Source organism: Labrys okinawensis, assembly GCF_002982075.1.
Lineage (GTDB): Bacteria > Pseudomonadota > Alphaproteobacteria > Rhizobiales > Labraceae > Labrys > Labrys okinawensis_A.
Genome location: NZ_PUEJ01000004.1, coordinates 1 through 26,024 on the forward strand (window position 1 = coordinate 1; position 26,024 = coordinate 26,024).

A 26,024-nucleotide genomic window follows, 5' to 3' on the forward strand; every position below is an offset into this window, starting at 1 on the left:
GGGGGGGGCGCTCAGTAACGTCGTGAACGAGAGCAATCAGCGGGATAACATTCAAATTCTCCCCAAGATAGGTTCCATCAGCCGCCAAAGGAAAGGCTCGGCATATCTCTGTTGTTTCCGCAACCCGACACAAAAAGGTTTAGCCCAAAATTTTACGGACCTGATGTCGGATCGTGATGGCTGAAGAAGGACGAAATCTTTGTTATAGCATATTGTTCTATCAGGCGGAATGATAGGTCTTCAACTCCGCCATCCGAATTATGAAGAGCTTAAATATTCTCACGTCCATAAAGGAGTTTTTCTCCCGCTCATCTTATCGCAGCCGCCAGGGTCAGTCTGCGAAGGGGTAAGCGTAAGCCCAGGCCTTGGCGAATAGTGGCTGCTGCCTAGTCAAAATAAGAGGCAGTCCAAAGTTCGCCCAAACCGGCCAAATTCACTCGGTCGAGAACCAGTCAGCTGGCCGTTCGGGGCCCGAACAGCGGCCGACGGCAGGCGCTTGCTTTGATTTTCCATGACTCCCGCAGAGCTTCGACACTCCTGGTACTACAAGCTTGCTCATCGTCGCGATATCTCCCGACTGACACGGCCTCAACGCGTCCGAGATCTTGGTAACGGTCGATAGGAGACTTCCGGCACTGCTCGCGCTTATCGCCCTCGTCACGGTCATCGCTCTCGTCGGCCTGCTGCCGACAAGCCTTGCTTGCTTTCTGATGTATGTCGCCTGTCGTGCCTGGCGAAAGCCTCCGCGGGGGCGGACGGCCAGGCGCGTTACGGTCGCGATATCGGCCGTTGTTCTAATTGGTCTACCCATCCTCGCCATCGAGGCCTGCGACCGCCAGATGCTGCTCGATCGCGTACCTCAGCCACTCCAGGTCGCCGCGGTGGAATATCGGCTCGAGGAGTCGTGGGGCCTGGGTTTCATGCCCGGCGACAATGAAACCGGCTTCGTCGTCTACCGTCTGACCGGACAAAGTGCGAAATGGGCAAGAGACCAAGGCAGCCGGCTCGGCGGCAGGCTTCCGGGCGGCACCGCCCAGTGGCACCGGACACCCGTCGGCGATACCGGCGACGAGCGCTGGTATCCCCATGACGACACCCTTCAAATGAAGGGAGCCGCCCCGGGGTCCCTTCATTCTCCCAGCATCGCGGAATATCTGGGACGATACGGCTTTTTCATATCCATCGAGAAAAAACGCGCTACAGAAGCCGACCAAGCCATTCAGGCGGGAGGCTCATTCTATGCCTATGCCCGCGGCGGGCGCGTCACGATCGTCGATCCGGCACGGGGAAAGGTCTATTTCGCCTATGCGGGTTGATGTCCGGATCCCGGGAACGGCCATCGCCCCGCCCAGGTGGTCAACAAACATTCAAGTTTGAAGGCGTTTGGTGCCGGTTGCGGGACTTGAACTCGCGACCTACCGCTTACAAGGCGGTTGCTCTACCAGCTGAGCTAAACCGGCGTCGGTTTTGGGGTAGCAATTCGGGCCCCATCGCGCAAGTTTCCTGTGCAATGAAAGTTGGTGTAACATCCGTTACGCTCCACTGAGTGGTGGCGTGTTTCGATTGTGAGGGTCCAGCTGCGACACTTTGATGGGAACTCAGAGCCGATGATCAGTGTCTTCGACATCTTCAAAATCGGCATCGGCCCCTCGTCTTCGCACACTGTCGGCCCCATGCGTGCCGCCAATCGTTTCGTGCAGTCGCTCCGCAAGCAAGGCCGTTTCATCCACACCCACCGGGTCGAAACCGTGCTTTACGGTTCGCTGGCCTGGACCGGCCACGGGCATGCCAGCGATATCGCCGTGATCCTGGGTCTCGCGGGCGAGGAACCCGAGACCGTCGATCCCGAAACCGTCGCCGCAATCGTCGAAGACGCCACCAGCAAGGGGATGCTCGCGCTGGGCGGACGCCGCGCCATGAGCTTCGAGCGCAACCGCGACATCGTCTTCGATCGCAAAACGCAGCCCAAAGGCCATCCCAATACCCTCTCCTTCACGGCCTGGCACGAGGATGGCACCGCCCTCGCCACGGAATTCTACTATTCCGTCGGCGGCGGCTTCGTGCTGGCGGAGGGGGAAAACGCCGCGGCCCGAGCGACGGCGAACGTCCCCTACCCGTTCCGCAGCAGCGCCGACCTGCTGCGCCTGGGGAGCGAGCACAGTCTGAGCATCGGCGGCATCGTGCTCGCCAATGAGACCGCGAGCCAGCCCGAAGCCGCCGTCCGCGAGCGGCTCGCCGGCATCCGCTCGGTGATGAATGCCGCCATCGACCGCGGCATCAGCCAGGAGGGCGAATTGCCGGGCGGTCTGCGGGTGAAGCGCCGGGCCAAGGCCCTGCATGACCGCCTGCTCAGCGATATCGGCCGCAATGTCCGCGCCCCGCATGAGGTGATGGACTGGGTCTCCCTCTTCGCCATCGCCGTGAACGAGGAGAACGCCGCCGGCGGCCGCGTGGTGACGGCTCCCACGAACGGTGCGGCGGGCATCGTGCCGGCGGTACTAAGATACTACCATGATTTTTGCGACTATTCGGAAGCCGGCGCCGACGAGTTCCTGCTCACGGCTGCGGCAATCGGCATGCTGTTCAAGATGAACGCCTCGATCTCGGGCGCGGAGGTCGGCTGCCAGGGCGAGGTCGGCGTTGCCGCCTCGATGGCGGCGGGCGGGCTCGCAGCGGCGCTCGGCGGCAGCATTGGCCAGGTCGAGAACGCGGCCGAGATCGGCATGGAGCATCACCTCGGCATGACCTGCGACCCGATCGGCGGCCTGGTGCAGATCCCCTGCATCGAGCGCAACGCCTTCGGCGCCAACAAGGCGATCGCCGCCGCCTCTCTCGCCCTGCGGGGGGACGGCACCCACAAGGTCAGCCTCGACCAGGTGATCACCACGATGCGCGTCACCGGCGCGGACATGCAGTCCAAATACAAGGAAACCTCGCAAGGCGGCCTCGCCGTGAATGCGGTGGAATGCTGACGCTCTGCGCGCAATCTTTACTTCGGCATCTTTGATCAAGGGCAAGGCGAAGGCAACCGTTCCTCTTGCCAGTACGACAGGCCCATCGCATCTTACGCCTCCGATGGCGGATGGGCGGATGCGGTTGAGGCACAAGATCTATGGTGGCGGCGATGAGATTCACCTGCCCGGCCTACCTCCGATCTGGGTTCAGGCTTGGCTAATTCTTCCGATACTGGCACTGATCTCGCCCTTTCTCAGAAAGGCAACCCTATCCGGCTTGATCGAGAGCGTCTTCATTGCCCTCGGTATCATGCTCTCCATCCTCGCCCACGAATTGGGCCATGCTCGAATGGGGCAGCGCTTCGGCTTGAGACCAACACTGATCCGCCTGCATGCCGGCGGCGGGGAAGTTGAGTTCGACGAAGGCGCACCGACCCGGCGCGAATATCGTCTGGTTATTCTCGCCGGACCGGCAGTTAACCTCCTGATTTTCATCCTATGTCTTTCCAGCTGCGAATTGGTGAAGACATTCTTGGCTTCTCCCCCTCCGCCCGACAGCGAATCGTTCTTGTTCATACGCGAACTGTCCGCCGAGAGCCGCCAATTCTTGTTGTCGATGCGCCCTGACCCGGCACCTCTGGTCGTCTTGAGATGGCTTGGCTGGTTCAATCTCGCCTTGGCCTTTCTCAATCTCCTGCCCGCCTATCCACTCGACGGAGGCCATCTGTTCCATGATTACCTCGAAGCTCGCCTAGGACGAAGGCGAGCTCAATTGTGGACGGGCCTCATCGGCCTGGTACTGGCAATCCTCGTCAAAGGACTGATGATCGCTGCCCTCACCTTCGGCATGTTGATATGGTCACCCCCCTATCTTACGCCCAACTGGCGCGCATTCCGCCAAGCTTTGAATAAGCGCGCCTCCCTTTCGCATCCCGACAGGCCCTAATGCCCGACCTTGCAGGCCATATCCTCATTCTCACCGGCCCTCCGGGTTCGGGAAAGACGACGACGGCACAGGCCCTCGCCCCCGAGCCCGGTGCGCCGGCCGTGCATCTGCACGCCGACGATTTCTGGCATTTCATCAAGAATGGCGCGATCGCGCCCTATCTGCCTGAAGCCCATCATCAGAATGCGGTCGTGATCGATGTCCTCGTCGGTGCCGCTCGGGCCTATGCCCGTGGCGGCTATTTCGTGATCCTGGACGGCATTGTCGGTCCCTGGTTCCTCTCGCCATTCAAGACGCTCGCCATGCCCGTCCATTATGTGGTGCTGCGCCCTCCTCTGGCGGCGGCGATCGAACGCTGCCGCCTGCGCGGCGGCGACACTCTCAGCGATCCCGGGCCGATCACGGCGCTGCACCAGCAATTCTCCGATTTGGGGCCACTCGAACATCATGCCATCGCAACGGAAGGGCAGGCTCCTGCGGCCACGCTGGCGGCCGTCCGAAAGGCCGCCGCCCGCGGAAGCTTTTGGCTGAAGCCCTGATGTGCCCGAGAAAGCATCCGCCAAGGTGTCGCGAGGCAGCTATGCATTTTCTTGCAATCGCGCCTTTCCTCACCATGATTTTGACGTGAGAATCGGCCAATCGACGGCTTCTACATCCTGGCCGTGCCTAAATTCCGGCCATCAACCTTCGCTACACTCTTGTGGTGCATGGTCTTTTGCTGCAAAACGCAGCGCCTCCCCCGCCGTACGCAGCGGCCAGACGCAACAGGGCAACCGAACACTTCATGGCTTCCGACAATCGGGCTTCGAAAATTCGTATCGCTCTCGACGCGATGGGGGGCGACCACGGCCCCACGGTCGTGATTCCGGCCGCCGAGTTGGCCCTCACCCGCCATCCCGATCTGAGCTTTTCCTTCTATGGCGATGAGGCGGTCATCGCCCCGCTGCTCGCCACCCGCCCGCGCCTTCAGGCCGTTTCCAGCGTCCATCACACCGATGTCGCCATCCGCATGGACGACAAGCCGAGCCATGCCCTGCGCTATGGTCGCAAGAAATCCTCGATGTGGCTGGCCATCGACGCCATCAACAAGGGCGAGGCGGATGCCACTGTTTCGGCCGGCAACACAGGCGCGCTGATGGCGATGGCGCGCTTTTGCCTGCGCACGCTCGCCGAGATCGACCGCCCTGCCATCGCCGCCCTGTGGCCGACCCTGCGAGGCGAATCGATCGTGCTCGATGTCGGTGCCTCAATCGGTGCCGATTCCAATGCCCTGATCGACATGGCGGTCATGGGCGCGGCCATGGCCCGCATCGTGCTGGGGGTGGAAAGGCCCACCGTCGGCCTGCTCAATGTCGGCGTCGAGGAGGTCAAGGGTCTCGAAATGGTGCGCGAGGCCGGCCGTATCCTGCGCGAGACCAGCCTGCCCGACCTGACCTACCATGGATTCGTCGAGGGCGACGATCTCGGCAAGGGCACCGTCGACGTGGTGGTGACGGAGGGTTTTGCCGGAAATATCGCGCTCAAGACCGCCGAAGGCACGGCCAAGCAGATTGCTTCCTATTTGCGTTCGGCCATGTCGCGCACCCTGATGGCGCGCATCGGTTACCTCTTCGCCCGCGGCGCCTTCCAGGCTTTGCGCGAAAAGCTCGATCCCAACCGGGTCAATGGCGGCGTCTTCCTCGGCCTCAACGGCATCGTGATCAAGAGCCATGGGGGCGCCAATGCCGAAGGCTACGCTGCCGCCATCGATTTGGCCTATGATATGGTTAAACAAGAACTCATGACGAAAATCACCGAAAGCCTGAGCTTCGACCACCGCGCCGTGATGGCCGCCGCCAGCAATCCGGACGCTGCATAATGGCGACAATTCGTTCTGTCATCAGGGGCATCGGCTCCTATCTGCCGGAAAAGCGCGTCACCAATGACGATCTGTCCAAGCTCGTCGACACCTCTGACGAGTGGATCGTGCAGCGTACCGGCATCCGTGCCCGCCACCAGGCGGCGGAGGGCGAATTCACCTCGGATCTCGCCACCAAAGCGGCCGAACGCGCTTTGGCGGATGCCGGTCTGAAAGGTTCCGACATCGATCTGATTGTGCTGGCGACCTCGACGCCCGACAACACCTTCCCAGCAACGGCCACCACCGTGCAGGCCAATATCGGCATGACCGGCGGCGCCGCCTTTGACGTCCAGGCCGTGTGTACCGGTTTCGTCTATGGCCTTTCCATTGCCGATAATTTCCTGCGCTCGGGCTCGGCCAAGCATGCGCTCGTCATCGGCGCCGAGACCTATTCGCGCATTCTGGACTGGTCGGATCGTACCACCTGCGTGCTGTTCGGCGACGGTGCCGGCGCGGTGGTGGTCGAAGCCACGATGAACGACGGTTCCATCCACGATCAGGGCGTCCTGGCCACCAAGCTGCGCTCGGACGGGCGCCATAAGTCGAAGCTGTATGTGGATGGCGGTGCCTCCACCACGGGCACTGTCGGCAAGCTGCGCATGGACGGCAAGGAAGTCTTCAAGCTGGCGGTCGGCATGGTGCCGCAGATCATCATCGACACCATGGATGATCTCGGTTTGCCCTATGACGCAGTGGATTGGTTCGTGCCGCACCAGGCCAATGCCCGCATCATCCACGCCACCGCCGAAAAGCTCGGCCTGCCGCCGGAGAAGGTGGTGCTCACTGTTTCCGAGCATGCCAACACCTCCTCGGCCTCGATTCCCCTGGCGCTCGACACCGCCGTCAAGGACGGACGCATCAAGCGGGGAGACCTCGTCCTGCTGGAGGCCATGGGCGGTGGCTTCACCTGGGGCGCGTCCCTGATCCGCTGGTAGTCTGACGAATTTGACGGTTGCCTGACCGAGGCGGAAGCGAACACCGGTTTCGATTGGTGGTTGACCTTGACCGATTTCGTCAATAGCTTCGCGTTTTCAGTGACATAGAGTCGGGACTTCAGTGCCGGCCCTGCTGGGATGATTTGCGGGGCGGATTCGTGGCGGGACAGGCTTCCCGCGGTTCCGGGCTGCATCGAACGGATAACAGACAGGTGGCCTCTTCATGGAGCCTGTCCAACGTGGGGCATGAAAGCGATGGCGGGAAATACCGTCACAAGAGCAGATCTTTGCGAAGCGGTTTACCAAAAAGTGGGCCTGTCGCGGACCGAGTCCTCGGAACTGGTCGAGATGGTCCTGCATGAAATCTCCAGTTGCCTCGAGCGGGGCGAGACGGTGAAGCTGTCGTCCTTTGGCTCCTTCGTGGTGCGCTCCAAGGGCGAGCGTATCGGCCGCAATCCCAAGACCGGCAAGGAAGTGCCGATCTCCCCTCGCCGCGTCATGGTCTTCAAGCCTTCCAACATTCTCAAGGCCCAGATCAACGGCGAGAATGTCGATGGCGTCACCGACGACTAGTCGGACTTCGGCCTTGCTGGCAAATTCATAATTGATTGATCAGTCCAAGTTTGCGCGAGAGAGGGCAATTCCGGTGAATTCGCGCCATCCGTGCGCATGACGAGCATCTCCCAAACCATCCGTCGTTGCGGCCGCCCCCACCCGCCGGGAATGGCCATTTCCTTTCCCTCCAACGGTTTCAAGCTACCATCCGATGATGTTTTGGGTTGGAAACAAGTGATAAACGCTTGTCTTTCATTACAGAATCGGACGAGTGATAGGGGAAAGGCACGATTCGCCGCTTTCCGCTCGGGAGTCCGGCAGCATGGAAAAAGCACCTGACGCGTTTCGCACGATCAGCGAGGTCGCCGAGGATCTCGACCTGCCCCAGCATGTCCTGCGCTTCTGGGAAACACGCTTCAGCCAAATCAAGCCGCTGAAGCGCGGTGGCGGGCGCCGCTATTATCGCCCTGACGACATCGACCTGCTCAAGGGCATTCGCTACTATCTCTATGGCGAGGGCTACACCATCAAGGGTGTGCAGCGCATCCTCAAGGAGCGTGGCAATCGGCATGTCATCGAGATCGGCCGGGCTCAGAACGAGGACTATGTGCCGCCTGTCGCGGTGATCCCACGGGCCGACGAGGAAGAGCGCCGCCGTGAGCGGGCCGAGTGGCCCGAGGCAGAGGCCCCTGCGCCGGGTGGTCGCGCGAGCGACTACGACGAGGGCGATGATCGGATCGAGCCGGTCTTCGACGAAGAGCCCGAAACCTATGAGCCGCCGCCGGCGCAGGCTTCGCTGCCGCTGTCATCCCTGGCAGGCCCGCCCATGCGCAGCGAGCCGCGCCCGGCGCCGCATCCGGTCGCGCAGACCGAAAGCGGCAGCGGCTTGTCGCTGAGCGAGGAGCGGCGCAGGCGGCTGCAGACGGTTCTACTGGAACTCGGCGAGTGCAAGCACATCCTGGAAGCTGCCCGCGGCTAATGGATCGTTCGACGGGAAACTGCCGCGGCTGGGACCGCGGACGTCCCGCCCGCTCTGCCTAGGCAGCCGGCGGAGCGTTCCGGGAAGCGGACCAGACGTTCGTGGTTCCAGGCGCACCGCCATAACGAAAAGGCTTCGGCGAATTGGCCAGCGCATCTTCACCGGCGGTTCATACCGCGACCACTCCCTATGACGCGGTCATTATCGGCGGTGGCCATAACGGCCTGACCTGCGCCTATTATCTCGCCCGGGCTGGCCGGCGGGTGAAGGTGCTCGAGCGCCGCTCCGTCGTCGGCGGCGCCGCGGTGACTGAAGAGTTCCATCCTGGCTTCCGCAATTCCGTAGCCTCCTACACGGTGAGCCTGCTCAATCCCAAGGTCATCAGGGATATGGAGCTGGAGCGTCACGGCCTCAGGGTGGTCGAACGCCAGGCCTCCAATTTCTTCCCCTTCCCCGACGGGCGCTACATCCTTTCCGGCGAGGGCCGCACACAGGATGAGATCGCCAAGTTCAGCCAGAAGGATGCTGCTCGCTTTCCGGCCTATTGCGACGAGATCGACACCATCGCCGACGTGCTGCGCGATCTCATCCTGGAGACCCCGCCCAACGTCTCCGACGAAGGCTGGTTCGGCTCGCTGCCGGAATTGCTGCGCGCCGGCAAGCTGGGGCATCGGCTATCCAAGCTCGACATGCATCATCGCCGCGTGCTGCTCGACCTCTTCACCAAATCGGCGAGCGACTATCTCGACGGTTGGTTCGAAAGTCTGGAGGCGAAGGTCCTGTTCGGCTTCGACTCCATCGTCGGCTCCTATGCCGCCCCCTCGACGCCGGGCTCGGCCTATGTGCTGCTGCACCACGTCTTCGGCGAGGTAAACGGCAAGAAGGGCGCCTGGGGCCATGCCATCGGCGGCATGGGTGCGATCACGCAGGCCATGGCCAATGCCGCCCGCGAGGCCGGCGCCGAGATCGAGACGCAGGCCCCCGTCCGTCGCCTCATCGTGGAGAAGGGCGTCACGGCCGGCGTGGAACTGGAGGATGGCCGCGTCATCCGCGCCAAGGCCGTCGCCGCCAATATCGGCCCGCGCCTGCTCTTCGACAGGATCGTGCCGGAAGATGCCGTGCCGGCCGATTTCCTGCAGCGCATCCGCCGTTTCAAATGCGGCTCGGGCGTGCTGCGCATGAATGTGGCACTCTCCGAATTGCCCAGCTTTACCGCCCTGCCCGGCAAAGAACAGGGCATCCACCACACCGCCGGCATCATCATCGGGCCGAGCCTCGACTATATGGAAGAGGCCTTCCTGGAGGCCCGTCGTCACGGCTGGAGCCGGCAGCCGATCGTGGAGATGCTGATCCCCTCCACGCTCGACGACACGCTCGCACCCAAGGGCCAACACGTCGCCAGCCTGTTCTGTCAATATGTGGCGCCGCAACTGCCGAATGGCGCGAGTTGGGACGCCCATCGCGAGGAAGTCGCCGACCTGATGATCGACACGGTCGAGCGCTACGCCCCCGGCTTCAGGCAGAGCGTGCTCGGACGCCAGGTGCTGACGCCCCTCGATCTCGAACGGGTGTTCGGCCTGGTCGGCGGCGACATCTTCCACGGCGCGCTGTCGCTCGACCAGCTCTTCTCGGCCCGGCCCATGCTCGGCTATGGCGATTACCGCACACCGGTAAAGGGGCTCTATATCTGCGGCTCCGGCACGCATCCCGGCGGCGGCGTCACCGGGGCGCCTGGCCATAACGCCGCACGGGAGATGCTCTGCGACCGGGTCTAGGCCGTCATCCCGCGCGCGGTGCAGCACGAAGTGGTGCGCCGCCGACGCGGGACCGCGATGAAAATGAGATCCATCCGGTGGGCGATCCCGGATCTGCGCCGCACCACTTCGTGTTGCTGCGCGTCCGGGATGACCGCTACCTCACAGCAATTCCTCGATGGCAATCGGGAAATGCCTCACGCGCTTGCCGGTCGCGTGCCAGACGGCGTTGGCCACGGCACCAGCCGTGCCGGTGATGCCGATCTCGCCGACGCCCTTGATGCCGAGCGCGTTCACATGCGGATCGTGCTCCTCGACCAGGATGGCCTCCAGTGACGGTACGTCGGCATTGACGGGCACATGGTATTCGGCGAGATCCGCATTCATGATCCGGCCGGAACGGTGATCGATCACCGCATGCTCGTGCAAGGCGAAGGACACGCCCCAGATCATGCCACCGAGATACTGGCTGCGAACCAGATGGGGGTTGATGATCCGCCCGGCCGCAAAGGCGCCGACGAGCCGGCTGACACGCACCTGCCCGAGATCGGGATCGACCTTGACCTCGGCGAACACCGCGCCATGGGCATGCATGGCATAGCTCGCCTGCGACGCGGGGTCGGCGCTGCCGCGCCCCCGGGCCTCGATTTCCGCCAGGCCTGCGCGGCCGAGAATATCGGCATAGCTCTCGCTGCGGCTTTCATCGTCGCGTCGGTGGAGACGGCCGTCGCGGGCGATCACGCCGGCATTGCCGGCGCCGAACAGCGGCGAGCGCTCGTCGCCCACAGCCAGGTCCGCCAGCTTGGCGATCACCGCCGCACCGGCTTCATGGATCGCCGCACCGGCCGTTGCCGTATGCGCCGAACCACCGGCGATGCCGGCATCCGGCAGGTCGGAGGTACCTGCCCGGAATTCCACGCGGTCGATGTCGAGCCCCAGGCCGTCGGCAGCGATCTGGGCCAAGGCTGTCCAGGCCCCCTGTCCCATGTCATGGGCGCCGGTTTCCATCAGGCCGGAACCGTCGCGCCGGATCACGGCCCGCGCCTCGGCCTGGAACATCAGAGCCGGGAAGATGGCCGTGCCCATGCCCCAGCCGACGAGAAAGCCGGCTTCGTCGCGCATCTGGCGGGGGGCGAGCGGCCGGCCGGCCCAGCCGAAACGCTTGGCACCTTCCGCATAGCATTCGCGCAGGGCTTTCGAAGAGAAGGGCTTGCCGGTGGTCGGTTCGATTTCGGCATAGTTCCTGAGCCGGAACTCGAGCGGATCGATGCCACTTGCCCAGGCCGCTTCGTCCATAGCGCTTTCCAGCGCGATGGAACCGGAGGCCTCGCCGGGCGCCCGCATGAACAGCGGGGTTCCCGTATCGGTGCGCACGGCGTCATAGGTGGTGGCGATGGCAGGGCTGGCATAGAGCGCATGCGAAGCGCTGGCGGCAGGCTCGAAGAAGTCGTCGAAGGTCGAGGAAGCCGTTCTGGCGTGATGGACGAGCGCCCTCAGCGCCCCGTCTGCGGCAACGCCGAGCTGCAAAGTTTGCCGGGTAGGCGCGCGATGGCCCACCGGCCCGTACATCTGATCGCGCCGAAGCACGAGCTTCACCGGCCGGCCGACGAGGCGGGCCGCCATGATGCCCAGGATCTGGGGCCCCGAAACCAGCCCCTTGCAGCCGAAGCCGCCGCCGAGAAACGGGCTGCGGATATGGATCTTGTCCGGTGCGATGCCGAAGAGGGCGGCAATGCGGCCCTGCGCCATCGCCATGCCCTGGCTGGGCGTATCGATCGAAAGGCTGTCGCCCTGCCAGCTTGCGACGATGGCATGCGGCTCGATCGGGTTGTGATATTGGGTAGGCGTCTCGTAGACGGCTTCAATCCGCTTGTCCGCCTCGGCGAAACCGGCCTCGATGTCGCCATGCACGGCTTGCGAGGGGTTGCCGACGCCCACAGCCGCCGGCACGAAGCTGTCGCCATCGAGGCCGACCCTGGTTGTTTCCATCTCGTAGCGTGGGGCCAGCAGGGCGGCGCCCTCCGTCGCGGCTTCCAGTGACTGCGCGATCACCACGGCGATGGGCTGCCCCGCATAGCGCACGCGGTCGTTCTGCAGGACATCGAGCCGGAACATGAAGGGATGGTCCTTGGCATCCGGATCCTGCGCCAGCGCCGGCTTGTGATCCGGTGTCATCACCTCCACCACGCCCGGATGGGCCTTGGCCGCCTCGACGTCGAGGGCGGCAACCCGGCCACGGGCAATCTGCGCCGCGGCGATCACGGCGTAGAGCATGCCAGCAGGATGATTGTCGGCCGCGTAGCGTGCGGCGCCGGTAACCTTGAGCACGCCGTCGCGGCGCGTCAAAGGCTGGCCGATATTGGAGCCGTGCCGGACATGAGCGGGAGACCGGTTCGGCTTGAGGTCGGGCGTGACGAGTTCAGGCATCTCGGCGTGCTCCGGGCAGGGTTGAGAAAGGAGAACCCGGCAAAGCGGGGATACGATCCGGCGTGCCGGCGGCCGCTTCGGCCAGGGCGCGCGCGAGCGTGCGGCGCGCCAGTTCAATCTTGAATTCATTGTCGCCCGAGGGCTTCGCCCCGGCGAGAGCGGCCTGCGCCGCGCGCCGGAAGACGGCTTCGTCCGGCACGGCGCCGGTCAGGGTCGCTTCCGCTTCGAGCGGCCGCCAGGGCTTGGCCGCGACGCCGCCAAGCGCCAGCCGCGCCTCCTCGATCACCCCATCCCTGAGGCGCAGGGCAGCGGTCGCCGAGACCACGGCAAAGGCATAGGATGTCCGCTCGCGAACCTTGAGATACCGGGCATTCGCCGCAAAGCCGGCGGCATCGGCGGGCAATCTCACGGCCACGATCAGTTCGCCCGGTTCCAGAGCCGTATCGTGCTCCGGCGCATCGCCCGGAAGACGATGCAGATCGCCGAACGGGATTTCACGACGCCCTGCCCTGCCCTCGATTTCCACCATGGCGCCGAAAGCCGCCAGCGGCACGCAGAAATCCGAGGGATGGGTTGCGATGCAGGCCTCGCTCCAGCCCAATATGGCATGCAGGCGGTTCTCGCCGCCCCGGGCATCGCAGCCCGAGCCCGGGGCACGCTTGTTGCAAGCGCCGGTGACGTCGAAGAAATAGGCACAGCGTGTACGCTGCATCAGATTGCCACCAACGGTCGCCGCATTGCGCAGCTGGCCGGACGCACCCGACAGCAGCGCCTCGGCAATCGCGGGATAGGCTTTCGAGAAAACCGGATCATGGGCGAGATCCGCATTGCGCACTAGCGCACCGATCCTGACGCTGCCATCGGGCTGCCATTCGACCGCACCGAGATCCGGCAGACGGGTGACATCCACGAGCCGGTCGGGACGGCTCACGCCGGTCTTCATCAGATCGAGGAGGTTGGTGCCGGCCGCGAGAAAGGCAGAGCCGGGCTGGGACGCCGCCGCGACGGCTTCGGCGATGGTGGCGGGCCTCACATAATCGAAGCTCTTCATGCCGATTTCCTCCGGTCGCCCTCGGCGAGGACATGATGAGCCTCCAGCACGGCCTCGGTGATGCCGGCATAGGCGGAGCAGCGGCACAGATTGCCGCTCATCCCCTCGCGAATACGCTCGGGATCGTCGCCCGCCTGGCCTTCACGGAGAAGGCCGATGGCGCTCATGATCTGGCCGGGCGTACAGAAGCCGCACTGGAAACCGTCATGGGCGATGAAGGCCGCCTGCATGGGGTGGAGATTCTCGCCCTGGGCGATGCCCTCGATGGTTTCGATCGACGCGCCATCATGGCTGACGGCAAGCGCCAGGCAGGAATTGATGCGGCGGCCGTCGACCAGAATGGTGCAGGCGCCGCATTGACCGCGGTCGCATCCCTTCTTGGTGCCGGTGAGGTCGAGGCGCTCCCGCAGGAGATCGAGAAGCGTCACCCTGGGATCGTCGAGTTCAACATGGCGTTGCTCGCCGTTGACGGTGAGGCTGATGGAGAAAGTCATGCACTGCTCCAATCGACTGATTTTTTGAACTGTCGAGGCTGCGGAGAGCGAAGCGCTTTTTGGGGTGTGGCCGATTCTCTCGGAACGAAAAGCGCCCGTGTCTTCAGAGTCTCCTGGGAGCACGACCCGGAGGGACCGAGCTCCCGGCTTCGGGTCGCCGGACATAATCTCGGCGCCCCGCTGCAAACGCATCGCCCGGCAAGGCCGGGCTTCGATTTGATTGAAAAGCATCTGTCTGTTTTGATGCTCATGCAGTATTTATACGGAGGGTCCCTCCGTTTTGCAAGGGGCAGGCTGACTGAATTCAGATGGTGGAGCGAAACGGGAAAACAAGCCGCAAGCCGCGCGCCGATGCGATCCGCAATCGGGAACGGCTGCTGGCGGCCGCCAAGACCGTCTTCAGCAGGGGTGGCTCCGAGGCGAGCCTGGAGGCCGTCGCAAGGCAGGCGGAAGTCGGCATCGGCACGCTCTACCGCCACTTTCCCACCCGCGAATCACTGTTCGAGGCGGTCTATCGGCAGGAAGTGGATCATCTCAGCGAATTGGCGGAGCAACTGAAGGACGGCATGGAGCCGGTCGATGCCGTCCGTCGCTGGCTGCATGCCAATGTGCAATTGGTCGCGACCAAGAAAGGCATGCTGACGGCATTAGCGCTCGCCGCCTATGCTCCGTCCGAACTCTATGCCTATTCCTTCGACCGTCTGACCACGGCACTGGGCATCCTGCTGGCCCGGGCCGTTGCCGCCGGACAGATGCGGGCTGATATCACGCCGGAGGACCTGCTGCGGGCCCTGGTAGGCATGTGCTACATGCGCGACCATCCCGGCTGGCTGGAAGCCGTACAAAGGCTCGTCGACGTTTTCGTCGACGGCCTGTGTGTCGGAGCTGCCAAGGCAGGTTGAATCTCCGATCGCCGCGCCTTCCGGTCACCCTGCTTTGCGGATGCGCACCGGCACGGATTTGTAGGAAGGCGTGCCGCTTTCCTCATCCTTGTGGTCGAGGGGCACCAGCCCATTGGCTTCGGGATAATAGGCCGCGACCGAGCCACGGGCGATGTCATAGGCGATGGCGGTGAGGCTGAGGCGCCGGGGTTCGCCCGACGGCAGCGCCGTCTCGATCTCGACGAGATCGCCATGCTCCAGTCCCAGACGGGATAGATCCGCCTCGTTCACGAACAACACGTCGCGGCGGCCGAACACGCCGCGATAGCGGTCGTTCAACCCGTAGATCGTGGTGTTGTACTGGTCATGGCTGCGGATGGTCGCCAGCTTGAGCAGGCTGGCATCGGCCATCATCGCGTCCTCCTCAAGTCCCTTGAAGGGCAGGAACTCGGCCTTGCCCGAGGGAGTCGGCCAGATGCGCTCCGTCGGCGGCAGCGGCAGGCGGAAGCCGCCGGGGATGCGAATCCGCCGGTTGTAATCCTTGAAGTCCGGCAGGACGCTCTCGATCGCATCGCGGATGAGATCGTAATCGGCGACCATTTCCGCCCAATACACCTTGCTGTTCGGCAGCGTCGCCATCGCCATGCCGGCGACGATGGCCGTCTCGGAGCGCAGGTGCTCGGAGGCCGGCGGCAGCTTGCCGCGCGAGGCGTGCACCATGGACATGGAGTCCTCCACCGTCACCGCCTGGGGCCCGCTCGCCTGCATGTCGCGCTCGGTCCGCCCCAGCACCGGCAGGATGATCGACTGCTTGCCGATGAGCAGTTGCGAGCGGTTCAGCTTGGTGTCGAGATGCACCGCAAGGTCGAGCTTGCGCATGGCGGCTTGGCAGCGTTCGGGGTCGGGCATGGCGACGGCGAAATTACCCCCCAGGCAGATCAAGACCTTCGAGCTGCCCGCGTCGATCGCTTCCATGGTGGCCACCGCGTCATGGCCGTGATGGCTCGGCGGCTTGAAGCCGAAGGTGCGCTCGATCCCCTCGAACAGGACAGCGTTGGGTTTTTCGGTAATGCCGACCGTCCGGTTGCCCTGTACGTTGGAATGGCCGCGCAAGGGGCAGATGCCCGCACCCGGCTTGCCGAAATTGCCCTTCAGCAACAGGAGATTGGCAATCTGCTGCACATTGGCGGTTCCCCGGTTGTGCTGCGTGATGCCCATGCCGTAGGCGACGATGGTGGCATTGGAACGGGCATAGGCTTCCGCGACTTCGCCGAGCTGGGCCTTGCTGAAGCCGCTGATGGCCTCGATGGCCTGCCAGGAGGTGGCGCCGAGATCGGCTGCGAACTCGGCAAAGCCGTGGGTGTGGGTGGTGATGAAATCGTGGTCGAGTATCTTGTTGCCCGACGCCTCGTCCATCTCGACCAAAGCCTTCATCACGCCCTTGAGGGCGGCGGCGTCCGCGCCGACCTTGACCTGATAGTAGGACGAGGCGATCCGCGTGGAACCGAAGGTCCCCATCTCGATGGGATTCTGCGGATCGGCGAAACGTTCGAGCGCCCGCTCCTTCAGGGGGTTGAACACGATGATCGGCACGCCGCGCCGCGAACATTCATGCAGCGTGCCCATCATGCGCGGATGGTTGGTGCCCGGATTGTGCCCCAGCGAGAGGATCAGCTCGCAATGGTCGAAATCCTCCAGCGAGACGGTGCCCTTGCCGATGCCGATCGATTGCGGCAGGCCGACGCTGGTGGCCTCGTGGCACATGTTCGAACAATCGGGAAAATTGTTGCTGCCGAATTCGCGCGCGAAGAGCTGGAACAGGAAAGCCGCCTCATTGGAGGCGCGGCCGGAGGTATAGAATTCGGCCATGCTCGGATCGGGCAGGCTATGCAAGGCGGCGGCGATGCGGGCGAAAGCATCATCCCACTCGATCGGCTGATAGGTGTCCGTCTGCGAATCATAGGCCATCGGATGGGTGAGACGGCCCTCGTTCTCGAGGTGATAGTCACTCCAGCCCAGGAGCTCGGTGACGGTGTGTTCGGCGAAGAATTCCGGCGTGACGCGCCTGCTCGTCGCCTCCCAGGTCACGGCCTTGGCACCGTTCTCGCAAAACTGGAACGTCGAGCTGTGCTCCTTGTCCGGCCAGGCACAGCCAGGGCAGTCGAAACCATCCGGCTTGTTCATCCGCAGCAAGGTCAGCGGTGCCTCGAGCACTTCCATCTGCGTGCGCACGGCCGCCGCCGTCGCCTTGAGAGCCCCCCAACCACCGGCCGGGCTACCATATGGCCTGATGCCAGGAACGTCGCGCTTGCGGGCCATATGTCCCTCTGCTCCCCTATGTCACATGTGGATCGTCACGGATCGCGGCCAGCCCGGCAGCCCTCGCATATCGAGGAGCATGTCGGATCATTGAGGCTTGCCCCTCGGCCAGCTTGCTTGTTCTCCCTCTCCTGTCAACCGGCATGGGAATGCCGGTGAGCTCGATCGGCCGGCGCCGTACCGCGGTTTGCTGGACCTGTTCGTCGGCGGCCAATCCGGCTCGCCCATAGGCGCTAACATTGCAGAGGCATGCACCCGATACGCCGTGTTCTGCAAAATGCATCGTTTCCAAGAATGCCGATCTGAAGATCGGCACTCCAGGGTTGCGGGGCGATTTCCGCCTCTCAGATCACGGGCGCATAGTCGACCGCCTGCATGGTGCGATCTTCGATCGCGCCGACCATCTTGCCGTCGCGGGCCACGGTCTCGTTCTTGATGCGCTGCCATTCCTCGTCGGCCATGAAGCGGTCCCAGGCCGCCTTCATGGTCTCTGCATCCGGCCAGCGTAGCAGGTAGACGAATTCCGTCCTCTCCGGCGTGGCCGTCTCCCACAGCGAGACGAAGTCGAAACCGTAGGTCTTCATGATGCGAACGGCATGGTCGCGAAAACGGGCGTGGAAAGCCGCCTTGTTGTGCTCGAATATCTCATAGATGCGCAATTGATAGATCATCGAATTCCTGCTCCTTCGGGCATGACTGGAGCCGGCCTGGAAGCCAGAAGTCATGGTCGCGGCAGCTGCCGCAAACTTCAGGAGATCACGTCGATCCATCGGGCGAAGGCTCATGACAACCGCTCCAGCTCAGCTCGCAGCGATTTTGGCCACCCAGGCACCAATGTAAAATATATTATAGGAGATCGATTGATATCTATCGTGTATCGGCTTTTGCCACCTGCCTGACGACATCGATGAAACTGTCGCGGATCGAAGAGGACATATCGGCCCGCCAGCCCAGCACCATGTCCATATGGCTCAGTTCATCCGGCGCCGTGGTGATGATCGGGCAAAAGACTGCGCCCTTGCGGTTTTCCTGGCCGGCCGAGGCCGGCACCAGCGCCACGCCGATGCCGCCTGCCACCAGGCCGACGACGGTTTGCATCTCACAGGCTTGCTGGGTGACGCGCGGCTCGAACCCGGCATGCCGGCACAGGGCGATCAGCTGGTCGTGGAAGCTCACCCCCTCGTCCCGAGGGGTCATGATGAAATCCTCACCGGCCAGCTGCTCCAGCCTGATCGCTGCACCGGTGGCGAGGGGATGATCGTCGGGCAAGGCGGCCAGGACCGGCTCACGCTCGATGCGCTCGAAACGGATATCGGCTGCCGGAATGCCCGGCCAGCGCATGAAGCCGATATCGGCCTGCTTGCCTCGCAGAGCCTCGATCTGCTTGGCCGTGGTCGCCTCGCGCAGCACGAGCTCCACCTCCGGAAAACGGGAGCGGAATGTCCGCAGCGCCAACGGCACCAGATCACGACGGGCCGTGCCGACAAAGGTGATGGCAAGCCGGCCTGCCAGGCCCGCCTCGATCCGGCGAGCCCGCAAGGCCCCCTGCTCCAGGCTTGCCAGGCAGGCCTTCGCCGTATCGAGAAAGGCAACGCCCGCCTCCGTCAGGGCGACATGCCGATTGCTGCGCGTGAACAGGCGCGCGCCGACCTTCTCCTCGAGCTTGCGCACGGCCTGGCTCAGGGGCGGCTGGGCCATATGCAGCCGCTCGGCGGCGCGATGGAAATGCAGTTCCTCGGCGAGGACCACGAACTGGTGCAGAAGACGTGTCTCGATCATCGGCCAGGACCATTGCGGCCCTTCCGGCCGCCTCAAAACGAATGAGGGAGGGCAATGCCCTCCCTCACCCACCATAGACTATCGCGAAAGCTCAGTGATGGGCCAGGATGGCCAGCAGGAGCAGCGCCACGATGTTGGTGATCTTGATCGCCGGATTGACGGCCGGACCGGCCGTGTCCTTGTAGGGATCGCCAACCGTGTCGCCGGTCACCGAGGCCTTGTGAGCCTCCGAGCCCTTGAGATGCTTGGTGCCGTTGGCGTCGATGAAGCCGTCCTCGAAGGATTTCTTGGCGTTGTCCCAGGCACCGCCGCCCGCCGTCATCGAGATGGCGACGAACAGGCCGGTGACGATCACGCCGAGCAGCATGGCGCCGACGGCGGCGAAAGCGTCCGACTTCGAGCCGGTGATCCACAGCACCAGGAAATAGATCACGATCGGCGACAGGACCGGCAGCAGCGAGGGGACCAGCATCTCCTTGATGGCGGCGCGGGTCAGAAGGTCCACCGCCTTGCCGTAGTCCGGCTTGTCGGTGCCCTGCATGATGCCGGGCTTCTCGCGGAACTGGCGCCGGACCTCCTCGACGATGGCCGATGCCGCCTTGCCCACCGCGGTCATCGCGATGCCGCCGAAGAGATAGGGGATGAGGCCGCCAAGCAGCAGGCCGACCACCACGAAGGGATTGGCCAGCGAGAAGTTCGGCTGCACCCCGGCGAAATAGGGATACTGGGCCGAATTCGAAGAGAAATAGGCCAGGTCCGAGGTATAGGCGGCGAACAGCACCAGAGCGCCGAGGCCGGCCGAGCCGATGGCGTAGCCCTTGGTGACGGCCTTGGTGGTATTGCCGACGGCGTCGAGCGCGTCCGTCGACTTGCGGACCTCCTTGGGCAGGCCGGCCATTTCGGCAATGCCGCCGGCGTTGTCGGTGACCGGGCCGAAGGCGTCGAGTGCCACCACCATGCCGGCAAGGCCCAGCATGGTCGTCACGGCGATCGCCGTGCCGAACAGGCCGGCCAGCGTATAGGTGGCGATGATACCCGCCACGATCACAATGGTCGGCAGCGCCGTCGCCTCGAGCGAGACGGCGAGGCCCTGGATGACGTTGGTGCCATGTCCCGTGACCGAGGCCTGCGAGATCTGGCGCACCGGCCGATAGCCGATGCCGGTATAATATTCGGTGATCCAAACGATCAGGCCCGTCACCACCAGACCGACGATGCCGCAGGCGAACAGGGCGGTACCGGTGACGTCATGGCCGCCGATAGTGCCGATCGAGTTCCAGCCGATGAGGAAATGCGTGGCGACGGCCAGGCCCGCTACCGACAGGACCGCCGAAGCGATGAAGCCCTTGTAGAGCGCGCCCATGATCGACTGATTGGCGCCCAGCTTGACGAAAAAGGTGCCGACGATCGAGGTGACGATGCAGGCCGCCCCGATGCCGAGCGGATAGAGCAGCACATTGGAGAGCACTGGCGTGCCGGCGAACAGGATCGCCGCCAGCACCATGGTGGCGACCACGGTGACTGCATAGGTTTCGAACAGGTCGGCTGCCATGCCGGCGCAATCGCCGACATTGTCGCCGACATTGTCGGCGATGGTGGCGGGGTTGCGCGGATCATCCTCGGGAATGCCGGCCTCGACCTTGCCGACGAGGTCGCCGCCGACATCGGCGCCCTTGGTGAAGATGCCGCCGCCCAGACGCGCGAAGATCGAGATCAGCGAGGCGCCGAAGCCCAGAGCCACCAGCGAATCGATGATCTCACGCGCCTGCTTGGGATCGGCGAAGGAAAGCTGCATCGGGCCGGTCAGCACATAGTAGTAGACGGCCACCCCGAGAAGAGCCAGGCCCGCCACCAGCAGGCCGGTGACCGCACCGGCCTTGAAGGCGACTTCGAGGCCCTGCCCCAGCGAGTTCATCGCGGCCTGCGCCGTGCGGACATTGGCCCTGACCGACATGTTCATGCCGATGAAGCCGGCGAGACCCGAGAGCACGGCCCCGATCAGGAAGCCGATGGCGCTCGGGATCGAAAGGAAATAGGCGACCAGGGCGAAGATGATGATGCCGACGCCGGCAATGGTGATGTATTGGCGCCTGAGATAAGCCTGCGCGCCTTCGCGCACGAAACCGGCGATTTCCTGCATCCGGGCGTTGCCGGCGGGCTGCGCCATCACCGACTGGAATGCCCAGATTCCGTAAACGAGGGAAAGCGCCCCGCACGCAATAATGACCCACAGAGAAAGCATGGACTAAATGTTCCTTGTTCTTTACTCGCACAAGCCACTGAACAAATCGCACGAACGAACGACCCCTGCCCTTCGTATCGAAGGTCAGGATATTGCAGGTGCGGCGAATCCTCCCACCGGAGCCGTCTGATTGTCCGGATTGCCGCGATGCTGCCAAAATCATACGGGCAGCGCAACCGACGCAGTGCGTTCACGGCAAGTTCTTTCGAAGATCCTCTTGGTGCGTCACTCGTCGGAAAACTGTCACGCCTCTGTCATCGGCTCTTGCCAAGGAAGTTGGCGCTGACGCGTCTTGCGATCCGGCCGTGCCGCCAGAAATCGCGAAGACTCATCGAAACAACAAAGACCGGGAGCAAAGACGCGTTTTCGCTGAGGCGCGCCTCTGTTCTGGCCACCGAGCGAGATTTCCATGCGCCTTCTTCGTACCGTCCTTCTTACCACCCTTTCGGTTCTGCCGACGCTGGCAAGTGCCGAGCCCCTGGCCATCAAGGAGCCTTTCGTTTCTTCCGCCCCGGGCGAGGAGAAGATCGATTTCGCCGGCGGCAGCTTAGTCAATCACGGTCTGGTCGGCGTCGGCCGGCTGAGCGCCGACCTCAAGGACGAGAGGGGCGACACACTCGGCTCCTTCTCCTCCATGGCGATCGATCCCAAGAGCTGGAGCAAGACGGCCAACGGCTATAAGGGCCAGCTCCGCTCTTTGCCCGACCGCGGCTACAATAATCCCGACAAGGGCCTGTTCTTCGACTATCAGGGCCGCGTCCTCGCCTTCGACTTCGCCTTCACACCCTATTCCGGCCCCGCCCTGCCTGCCGCCGTGACCTCGCAATCGCAGATCGAATTGAAACCGCTCGACGGCAAGGGCGTTTTCCTCACCGGCCTCGACGGCAAGCCGACGACGGGCGCCGATCCCGGTGACAACACCGCCGGGATGGACGGCTACACCCTGCCCGTGCCGCCGGCCGGCGCGCTTGGCGCCGGCTCCCTCTCCTTCGACGCCGAGTCGATCGCCTATCGCGCCGACGGCAGCTTCTATGTCGGCGACGAATATGCCGCCGCCGTCTACCTGTTCGGGCCCGACGGCAAGCTGAAGGGCCTCATCCGGCCCAGCCCGGCACTCGTTCCCACCAAGAAGGGCAAGATCAACTTCACCTCGATGGAAGCGCCCGATACTGGCCGGCGCAACAATCAGGGTCTGGAGGCGATCTCGCTGACGCCCGATGGCAAGACCCTCTACGCCGTGCTGCAGAGCGGCACGCTGCAGGACAGCTCCGCCGGCAAGAACCAGGCGAACCGCGCCACCACCCGCATTTATGTCTATGACGTCGCCTCGGACCCGCTGCCCAAGACCCCCAAGGCGGTCTATGCGATCGAACTGCCGGTCTATTCCAAGAAGGGCGACGGCAAGATCGACAGCACGGCCGCCCAGAGCGAGATGGTGGCGCTCGACGACCATCGCTTCCTTCTGCTCGCCCGCGACGGCGCCGGCCATGGCTGCGAGTGCAAGAATCCGGAAATGTTCAAGGCCGTCCTGGTGGTCGACACCAGCGGTGCCACCAATCTGGCGGGCACGGATTATGAAACCGGCACCAAGCCGATCGCACCCGCCAAGGACGACCGCAACGTCCTCGATCCGGCCATCACCCCGGCCCGCTCGCAGGTGCTGGTCAACCTGTTGAACGGCACCCAGCTCGGCAAGTTCGGCCTCAACATCGACAATGCCAAGGCCAACGACCTCACCCTGTCGGAAAAATGGGAAGCCATGACATTGGTCCCCGCCCTCGATCCGGCCGCGCCGAACGATGCCTTCCTGTTCGTCGGCAACGACAACGACTTCCTTACCAGGAAGGGCGTGATGAAGGGCCAGAGCTACGACGCCGGCCTCACCAACGATACGCTGGTGCTGGCCTATCGCCTGACTCTGCCAGAAGACCTGGCCAAGGGCCTGGCGGGGAAGTGAGAAAGCCAACAAGACAAAGCAGGTTTTCCTTCTCCCCTTGAGGGAGAAGGTTTGCTGCGTCTTTTCCGTCTTGCTCAGAAATGGCTGAAGCTGCCTCGGGCGAATGGGACTTCGTTGCCCTCGCCATCGAGCCATCGAGGCGCGTGGTTCCCTGAGGTTACCGTACCGATCGGGCTGACTTGCACGCCTCCGTGCTGTGCCGCCGCCTCGAAGGCCACGCGCCGGCTGGGTGGTACCGCACAAAGGATCTCATAATCGTCCCCTCCCGTGAGGGCGGTTTCCAGCAATGTCGCGTCGAGCCTGCAGGCCGCCCGTGCGGCCGATGAAAGCGGCACGTCATCGCGTTCGAGATCGGCCGACGCGCCGGACGCCCGCAGCAGCTTGGCGAGATCGCCGACGAGGCCATCCGAGATATCCATAGAGGCCGAGGCGTGGGCCAGCACCCCCGGCGCCAGCTTGATGCGCGGCTGCGGCAGGAGATAGCGCCTGGCCAGGTAATCGCGTTCCACCTCCGCAAGCCCGGCCAGGCCGTCCGCCCCACGACGCGCCAAAAGGCCTAGCGCCCCGTCACCGATGGAGCCGCTGACATAAAGAATGTCGCCCGGCTGCGCGCCGTCCCGGCGCGGAATGCGATCGGAGGGCACCAGGCCGAAGGCATTGACGGCGATCGTCAGCGGCCCCGTGGTCTTGACGGTATCGCCGCCGAGAAGGGCGAAAGCGAATTCCTTGCCGTCGACTGCCAGGCCCTCGGCGAAACGCTGCAGCCAGTCCTCGCGCCAGCCGGGCGGCAGGGCCAGGCAGAGCGTATAGGCATGCGGACGCGCACCCTTGGCGGCAAGGTCCGACAGGTTCACGCGCAAGGCCTTGCGCGCGATGAGATCGGGATCGTCGTCGGCGAGGAAATGAATGTCGGCGACCAGCGCATCGGTGGTCACCACCAGATGCTCTCCAGGCGGCACACTCAGGGTCGCCGCGTCATCCGTCAGCCCGCGCGCACCAGGATGGGTCGCGAGCGGGGCGAAGAAACGGCTGATCAGCTGGTCTTCGGTGAGCCGCGCCATGCGTGCACCGGAAATCAGGAGGCCTGAAGGTGATCGCTGCGTTCGGCCTTGGCGATCTTGTCGAGCACAGCATTGACCATGCCGGATTCCTCGCGGTCGAGGAAAGCATGCGCAACACTGACATATTCGGAAATCGTCACCTTCGGCGGGATGTCCTTGCGATGCAGCAATTCATAGACGCCGGCCCGCAGGATGGCGCGCAGGATGGCATCCACCCGCTTGAGCGGCCAGCCGTCGGCGAGCGCCTGGTCGACCTTGGGGTCGATGCTGCGCTGTTCGCGCACGACCCCGCCGACGATGTCGCGGAAGAAGCTCTCCTCGGCCGGCGAATATTCCACGCCGTCGATTTCCTGGCCGATCCAATGGTTCTCGAATTCCGCCAGCACCTCGACGACATTGGTGCCGCGGATGTCCATCTGATAGAGCGCCTGCACACTGGCAAGGCGCGCAGCGGAACGCTTCTGGGCGCGGCTCATGCCTCGACCCCATGCAGGCGGCGTTTGAGGGCAATCATGTGCAGGGCGGCATCGGCCGCGCCGCCGCCCTTATTCATTTCCGAAATGCTGGCGCGAACCCGGGCCTGCTCGTCATTCTCGACGGTGAGGATGCCGTTGCCGAGCGGCAGAGCCCTCTGCACCGAGATGTCCATCAAAGCGCGCGAACTTTCGCCAGCCACGATGTCATAGTGGGTGGTCTCGCCACGCACCACGCAGCCGAGGGCCACGGCACCGTCATAGGACCGGCCGCGCTGCGTGGCGGCATCGAGAGCCATCACGATGGCCGAGGGGATCTCGAGGGCGCCCGGCACGGTAAGCACGTCGAAGCTGCCGCCGGCTGCCTTGATGGCGCCGGTCGCGCCGGTAAGCAGACCATCGGCGATCTCCTCGTAATAACGGGCTTCAACGATCAGGATATGCGGCGGCAGAGGCCCGCCGAAACCTGACTCGGTGCTTTCGAAGGTAGGGGTAGAGGAACTGGATACACGCCTGGGACCGGCCATGGGACTTCTCGTTTCGGAGGAAAAGGCAGCCTCTGCACGGGCCGCCTGAATGCTGGTGGATTGAGGGCGTTCCTAGAGCATTGGGCCGGAAAGGGGAAGCCGTTTTGAGCAGGCGCGATGCGACCATAAAGCATGGCAGAACAGACGCGGCCCGGCTTCAGGGACGGTCGCTCCAGCGCTCGGCGCCGACCTCCGCCAAACGTGCGGCATAGCGCGCCATGGTATCGATCTCGATGTTGATCCTGGCCCCCACGGCCGTCTGGCCCCAGGTGGTGACGCACAGGGTATGGGGGATCATCATCACGCTGAAATCCTGGCCCTCCACCTTGTTGACGGTCAGTGAAGTGCCGTCGAGCGCCAGGGATCCCTTCTGGGCGATGAAGCGCGACAGGTCTGCGGGTGCGCGGAAGGTAAATTGCGATGTGCCGTCCTGGTCCTTGCGGTCCAGCACGGTCGCCACCCCGTCGACATGTCCGGAGACGATATGTCCGCCGAGTTCGTCCCCGATCCGCAGCGCCCGCTCGAGATTGAGCTTGTGCCCCACGTCCCAGGAGCCGAGCGTCGTGCGCCCGATCGTCTCGGAAGAGGCATCGACGGTGAAGAGAGCGTCGCCACCCGGCCGCAGGGCGAGGCTGGTGAGGGTGAAGCAGATGCCGGCCACCGCCATGGAAGCGCCCACCGTCATGGTGTCGGCGGGGTAGGAACAGGCGATGGTGATGCGCTTGGCGGAGCCGTGGTCCTCCAGCGCGACGATCTCGCCAATGTCGGTGATGATGCCGGTAAACATGAT

Annotated in this window: 23 protein-coding genes and 1 tRNA gene; 12 read left to right on the forward strand and 12 right to left on the reverse strand. The window is 63.9% G+C overall.

All coding sequences use genetic code 11. The annotated features are described in order from the left end of the window. Both C5L14_RS30550 and C5L14_RS10385 read left to right on the forward strand, forming a co-directional pair. On the forward strand, positions 1-184 hold a 184-nt coding region (locus C5L14_RS30550; RefSeq protein ID WP_210203226.1), incomplete at its 5' end, for a hypothetical protein. Between the two features lie 421 nt (positions 185-605). Beyond that, a complete protein-coding gene (locus C5L14_RS10385) occupies positions 606-1,316 on the forward strand; it encodes a hypothetical protein (RefSeq protein WP_146126882.1) in 711 nt (236 codons plus the stop codon). A gap of 68 nt (positions 1,317-1,384) precedes the next feature. Here the strand turns inward: C5L14_RS10385 and C5L14_RS10390 are convergent. Further along, a tRNA-Thr gene (locus C5L14_RS10390) sits at positions 1,385-1,460 on the reverse strand. 147 nt (positions 1,461-1,607) lie between these two features. Here C5L14_RS10390 and C5L14_RS10395 point away from each other — a divergent pair. From C5L14_RS10395 to C5L14_RS10430, 8 genes are all read left to right on the forward strand, one after another. Further along, positions 1,608-2,972 carry an L-serine ammonia-lyase gene (locus C5L14_RS10395; RefSeq protein WP_105862001.1) on the forward strand — a complete coding sequence of 455 codons (1,365 nt, stop codon included), beginning with the start codon at positions 1,608-1,610 and terminating at the stop codon, positions 2,970-2,972. Positions 2,973-3,090: 118 nt separating this feature from the next. Then, positions 3,091-3,900: a site-2 protease family protein gene (locus C5L14_RS10400; protein ID WP_181161115.1), complete on the forward strand. Its 810-nt coding sequence runs from the start codon at positions 3,091-3,093 to the stop codon at positions 3,898-3,900. After that, the gene (locus C5L14_RS10405) at positions 3,900-4,439 is read left to right on the forward strand and encodes an AAA family ATPase (protein WP_105862003.1); all 540 of its coding nucleotides are present in this window, start codon (positions 3,900-3,902) and stop codon (positions 4,437-4,439) included. Before C5L14_RS10400 ends, C5L14_RS10405 begins: the two co-directional genes overlap by 1 nt. 245 nt (positions 4,440-4,684) lie before the next feature. Next, positions 4,685-5,758, forward strand: coding sequence for a phosphate acyltransferase PlsX (gene plsX / locus C5L14_RS10410; RefSeq protein WP_105862004.1), 1,074 nt, complete (start codon positions 4,685-4,687; stop codon positions 5,756-5,758). Continuing rightward, positions 5,758-6,735 (forward strand): beta-ketoacyl-ACP synthase III, encoded by a 978-nt coding sequence (locus C5L14_RS10415; protein WP_105862005.1) that lies wholly within the window; start codon positions 5,758-5,760, stop codon positions 6,733-6,735. The genes plsX and C5L14_RS10415 overlap by 1 nt, the downstream gene beginning before the upstream one ends. 255 nt (positions 6,736-6,990) lie before the next feature. Next, positions 6,991-7,308, forward strand: coding sequence for an integration host factor subunit alpha (locus C5L14_RS10420; protein ID WP_105862006.1), 318 nt, complete (start codon positions 6,991-6,993; stop codon positions 7,306-7,308). A 304-nt stretch (positions 7,309-7,612) separates the two neighbouring features. Further along, positions 7,613-8,269 carry a MerR family transcriptional regulator gene (locus C5L14_RS10425; RefSeq protein WP_105862007.1) on the forward strand — a complete coding sequence of 219 codons (657 nt, stop codon included), beginning with the start codon at positions 7,613-7,615 and terminating at the stop codon, positions 8,267-8,269. A 143-nt stretch (positions 8,270-8,412) separates the two neighbouring features. Next, positions 8,413-10,044, forward strand: coding sequence for a phytoene desaturase family protein (locus tag C5L14_RS10430; RefSeq protein WP_105862008.1), 1,632 nt, complete (start codon positions 8,413-8,415; stop codon positions 10,042-10,044). A 141-nt stretch (positions 10,045-10,185) separates the two neighbouring features. Here the strand turns inward: C5L14_RS10430 and C5L14_RS10435 are convergent, their stop codons facing one another. The 3 genes from C5L14_RS10435 to C5L14_RS10445 are packed head-to-tail and all read right to left on the reverse strand — an operon-like array spanning position 10,186 to position 13,995. Then, on the reverse strand, positions 10,186-12,450 hold the full coding sequence (locus C5L14_RS10435) for a xanthine dehydrogenase family protein molybdopterin-binding subunit (RefSeq protein ID WP_105862009.1): 2,265 nt from the start codon (positions 12,448-12,450) through the stop codon (positions 10,186-10,188). Further along, the gene (locus tag C5L14_RS10440; protein ID WP_105862010.1) at positions 12,443-13,501 is read right to left on the reverse strand and encodes an FAD binding domain-containing protein; all 1,059 of its coding nucleotides are present in this window, start codon (positions 13,499-13,501) and stop codon (positions 12,443-12,445) included. Before C5L14_RS10440 ends, C5L14_RS10435 begins: the two co-directional genes overlap by 8 nt. Next, positions 13,498-13,995, reverse strand: coding sequence for a (2Fe-2S)-binding protein (locus C5L14_RS10445; protein WP_105862011.1), 498 nt, complete (start codon positions 13,993-13,995; stop codon positions 13,498-13,500). Before C5L14_RS10445 ends, C5L14_RS10440 begins: the two co-directional genes overlap by 4 nt. A 308-nt stretch (positions 13,996-14,303) precedes the next feature. Between C5L14_RS10445 and C5L14_RS10450 the strand changes: the two genes are divergently transcribed. Further along, entirely contained in the window at positions 14,304-14,897 is a 594-nt protein-coding gene (locus C5L14_RS10450) for a TetR/AcrR family transcriptional regulator (protein ID WP_105862012.1), read from the forward strand. Between the two features lie 24 nt (positions 14,898-14,921). Here C5L14_RS10450 and C5L14_RS10455 read toward each other — a convergent pair whose 3' ends face one another. From C5L14_RS10455 to C5L14_RS10470, 4 genes are all read right to left on the reverse strand, one after another. After that, on the reverse strand, positions 14,922-17,195 hold the full coding sequence (locus tag C5L14_RS10455) for an FdhF/YdeP family oxidoreductase (RefSeq protein WP_105862013.1): 2,274 nt from the start codon (positions 17,193-17,195) through the stop codon (positions 14,922-14,924). A 344-nt stretch (positions 17,196-17,539) separates the two neighbouring features. After that, on the reverse strand, positions 17,540-17,866 hold the full coding sequence (locus C5L14_RS10460; RefSeq protein WP_105862014.1) for an NIPSNAP family protein: 327 nt from the start codon (positions 17,864-17,866) through the stop codon (positions 17,540-17,542). Positions 17,867-18,062: 196 nt separating this feature from the next. Further along, positions 18,063-18,974 (reverse strand): LysR substrate-binding domain-containing protein, encoded by a 912-nt coding sequence (locus C5L14_RS10465; protein WP_105862015.1) that lies wholly within the window; start codon positions 18,972-18,974, stop codon positions 18,063-18,065. A 91-nt stretch (positions 18,975-19,065) separates the two neighbouring features. Further along, positions 19,066-21,216 (reverse strand): sodium-translocating pyrophosphatase, encoded by a 2,151-nt coding sequence (locus C5L14_RS10470; protein ID WP_105862016.1) that lies wholly within the window; start codon positions 21,214-21,216, stop codon positions 19,066-19,068. 409 nt (positions 21,217-21,625) lie between these two features. On the opposite strand from C5L14_RS10470, the gene C5L14_RS10475 reads away from it, so the two are divergent. After that, complete coding sequence (locus tag C5L14_RS10475) at positions 21,626-23,173, forward strand: esterase-like activity of phytase family protein (protein WP_105862017.1); 1,548 nt, start codon at positions 21,626-21,628, stop codon at positions 23,171-23,173. Between the two features lie 74 nt (positions 23,174-23,247). Here C5L14_RS10475 and thiL read toward each other — a convergent pair whose 3' ends face one another. The 4 genes from thiL to C5L14_RS10495 all read right to left on the reverse strand — a co-directional run bounded on the left by thiL (position 23,248) and on the right by C5L14_RS10495 (position 26,021). Beyond that, the gene (thiL, locus tag C5L14_RS10480; protein WP_105862018.1) at positions 23,248-24,234 is read right to left on the reverse strand and encodes a thiamine-phosphate kinase; all 987 of its coding nucleotides are present in this window, start codon (positions 24,232-24,234) and stop codon (positions 23,248-23,250) included. 14 nt (positions 24,235-24,248) lie between these two features. Further along, complete coding sequence (gene nusB / locus C5L14_RS10485) at positions 24,249-24,710, reverse strand: transcription antitermination factor NusB (protein ID WP_105862019.1); 462 nt, start codon at positions 24,708-24,710, stop codon at positions 24,249-24,251. Continuing rightward, positions 24,707-25,234 (reverse strand): 6,7-dimethyl-8-ribityllumazine synthase, encoded by a 528-nt coding sequence (locus C5L14_RS10490; protein WP_105862020.1) that lies wholly within the window; start codon positions 25,232-25,234, stop codon positions 24,707-24,709. Before C5L14_RS10490 ends, nusB begins: the two co-directional genes overlap by 4 nt. A gap of 157 nt (positions 25,235-25,391) precedes the next feature. After that, positions 25,392-26,021, reverse strand: coding sequence for a riboflavin synthase (locus C5L14_RS10495; RefSeq protein ID WP_105862021.1), 630 nt, complete (start codon positions 26,019-26,021; stop codon positions 25,392-25,394). Between the last annotated feature and the right edge of the window lie 3 nt (positions 26,022-26,024).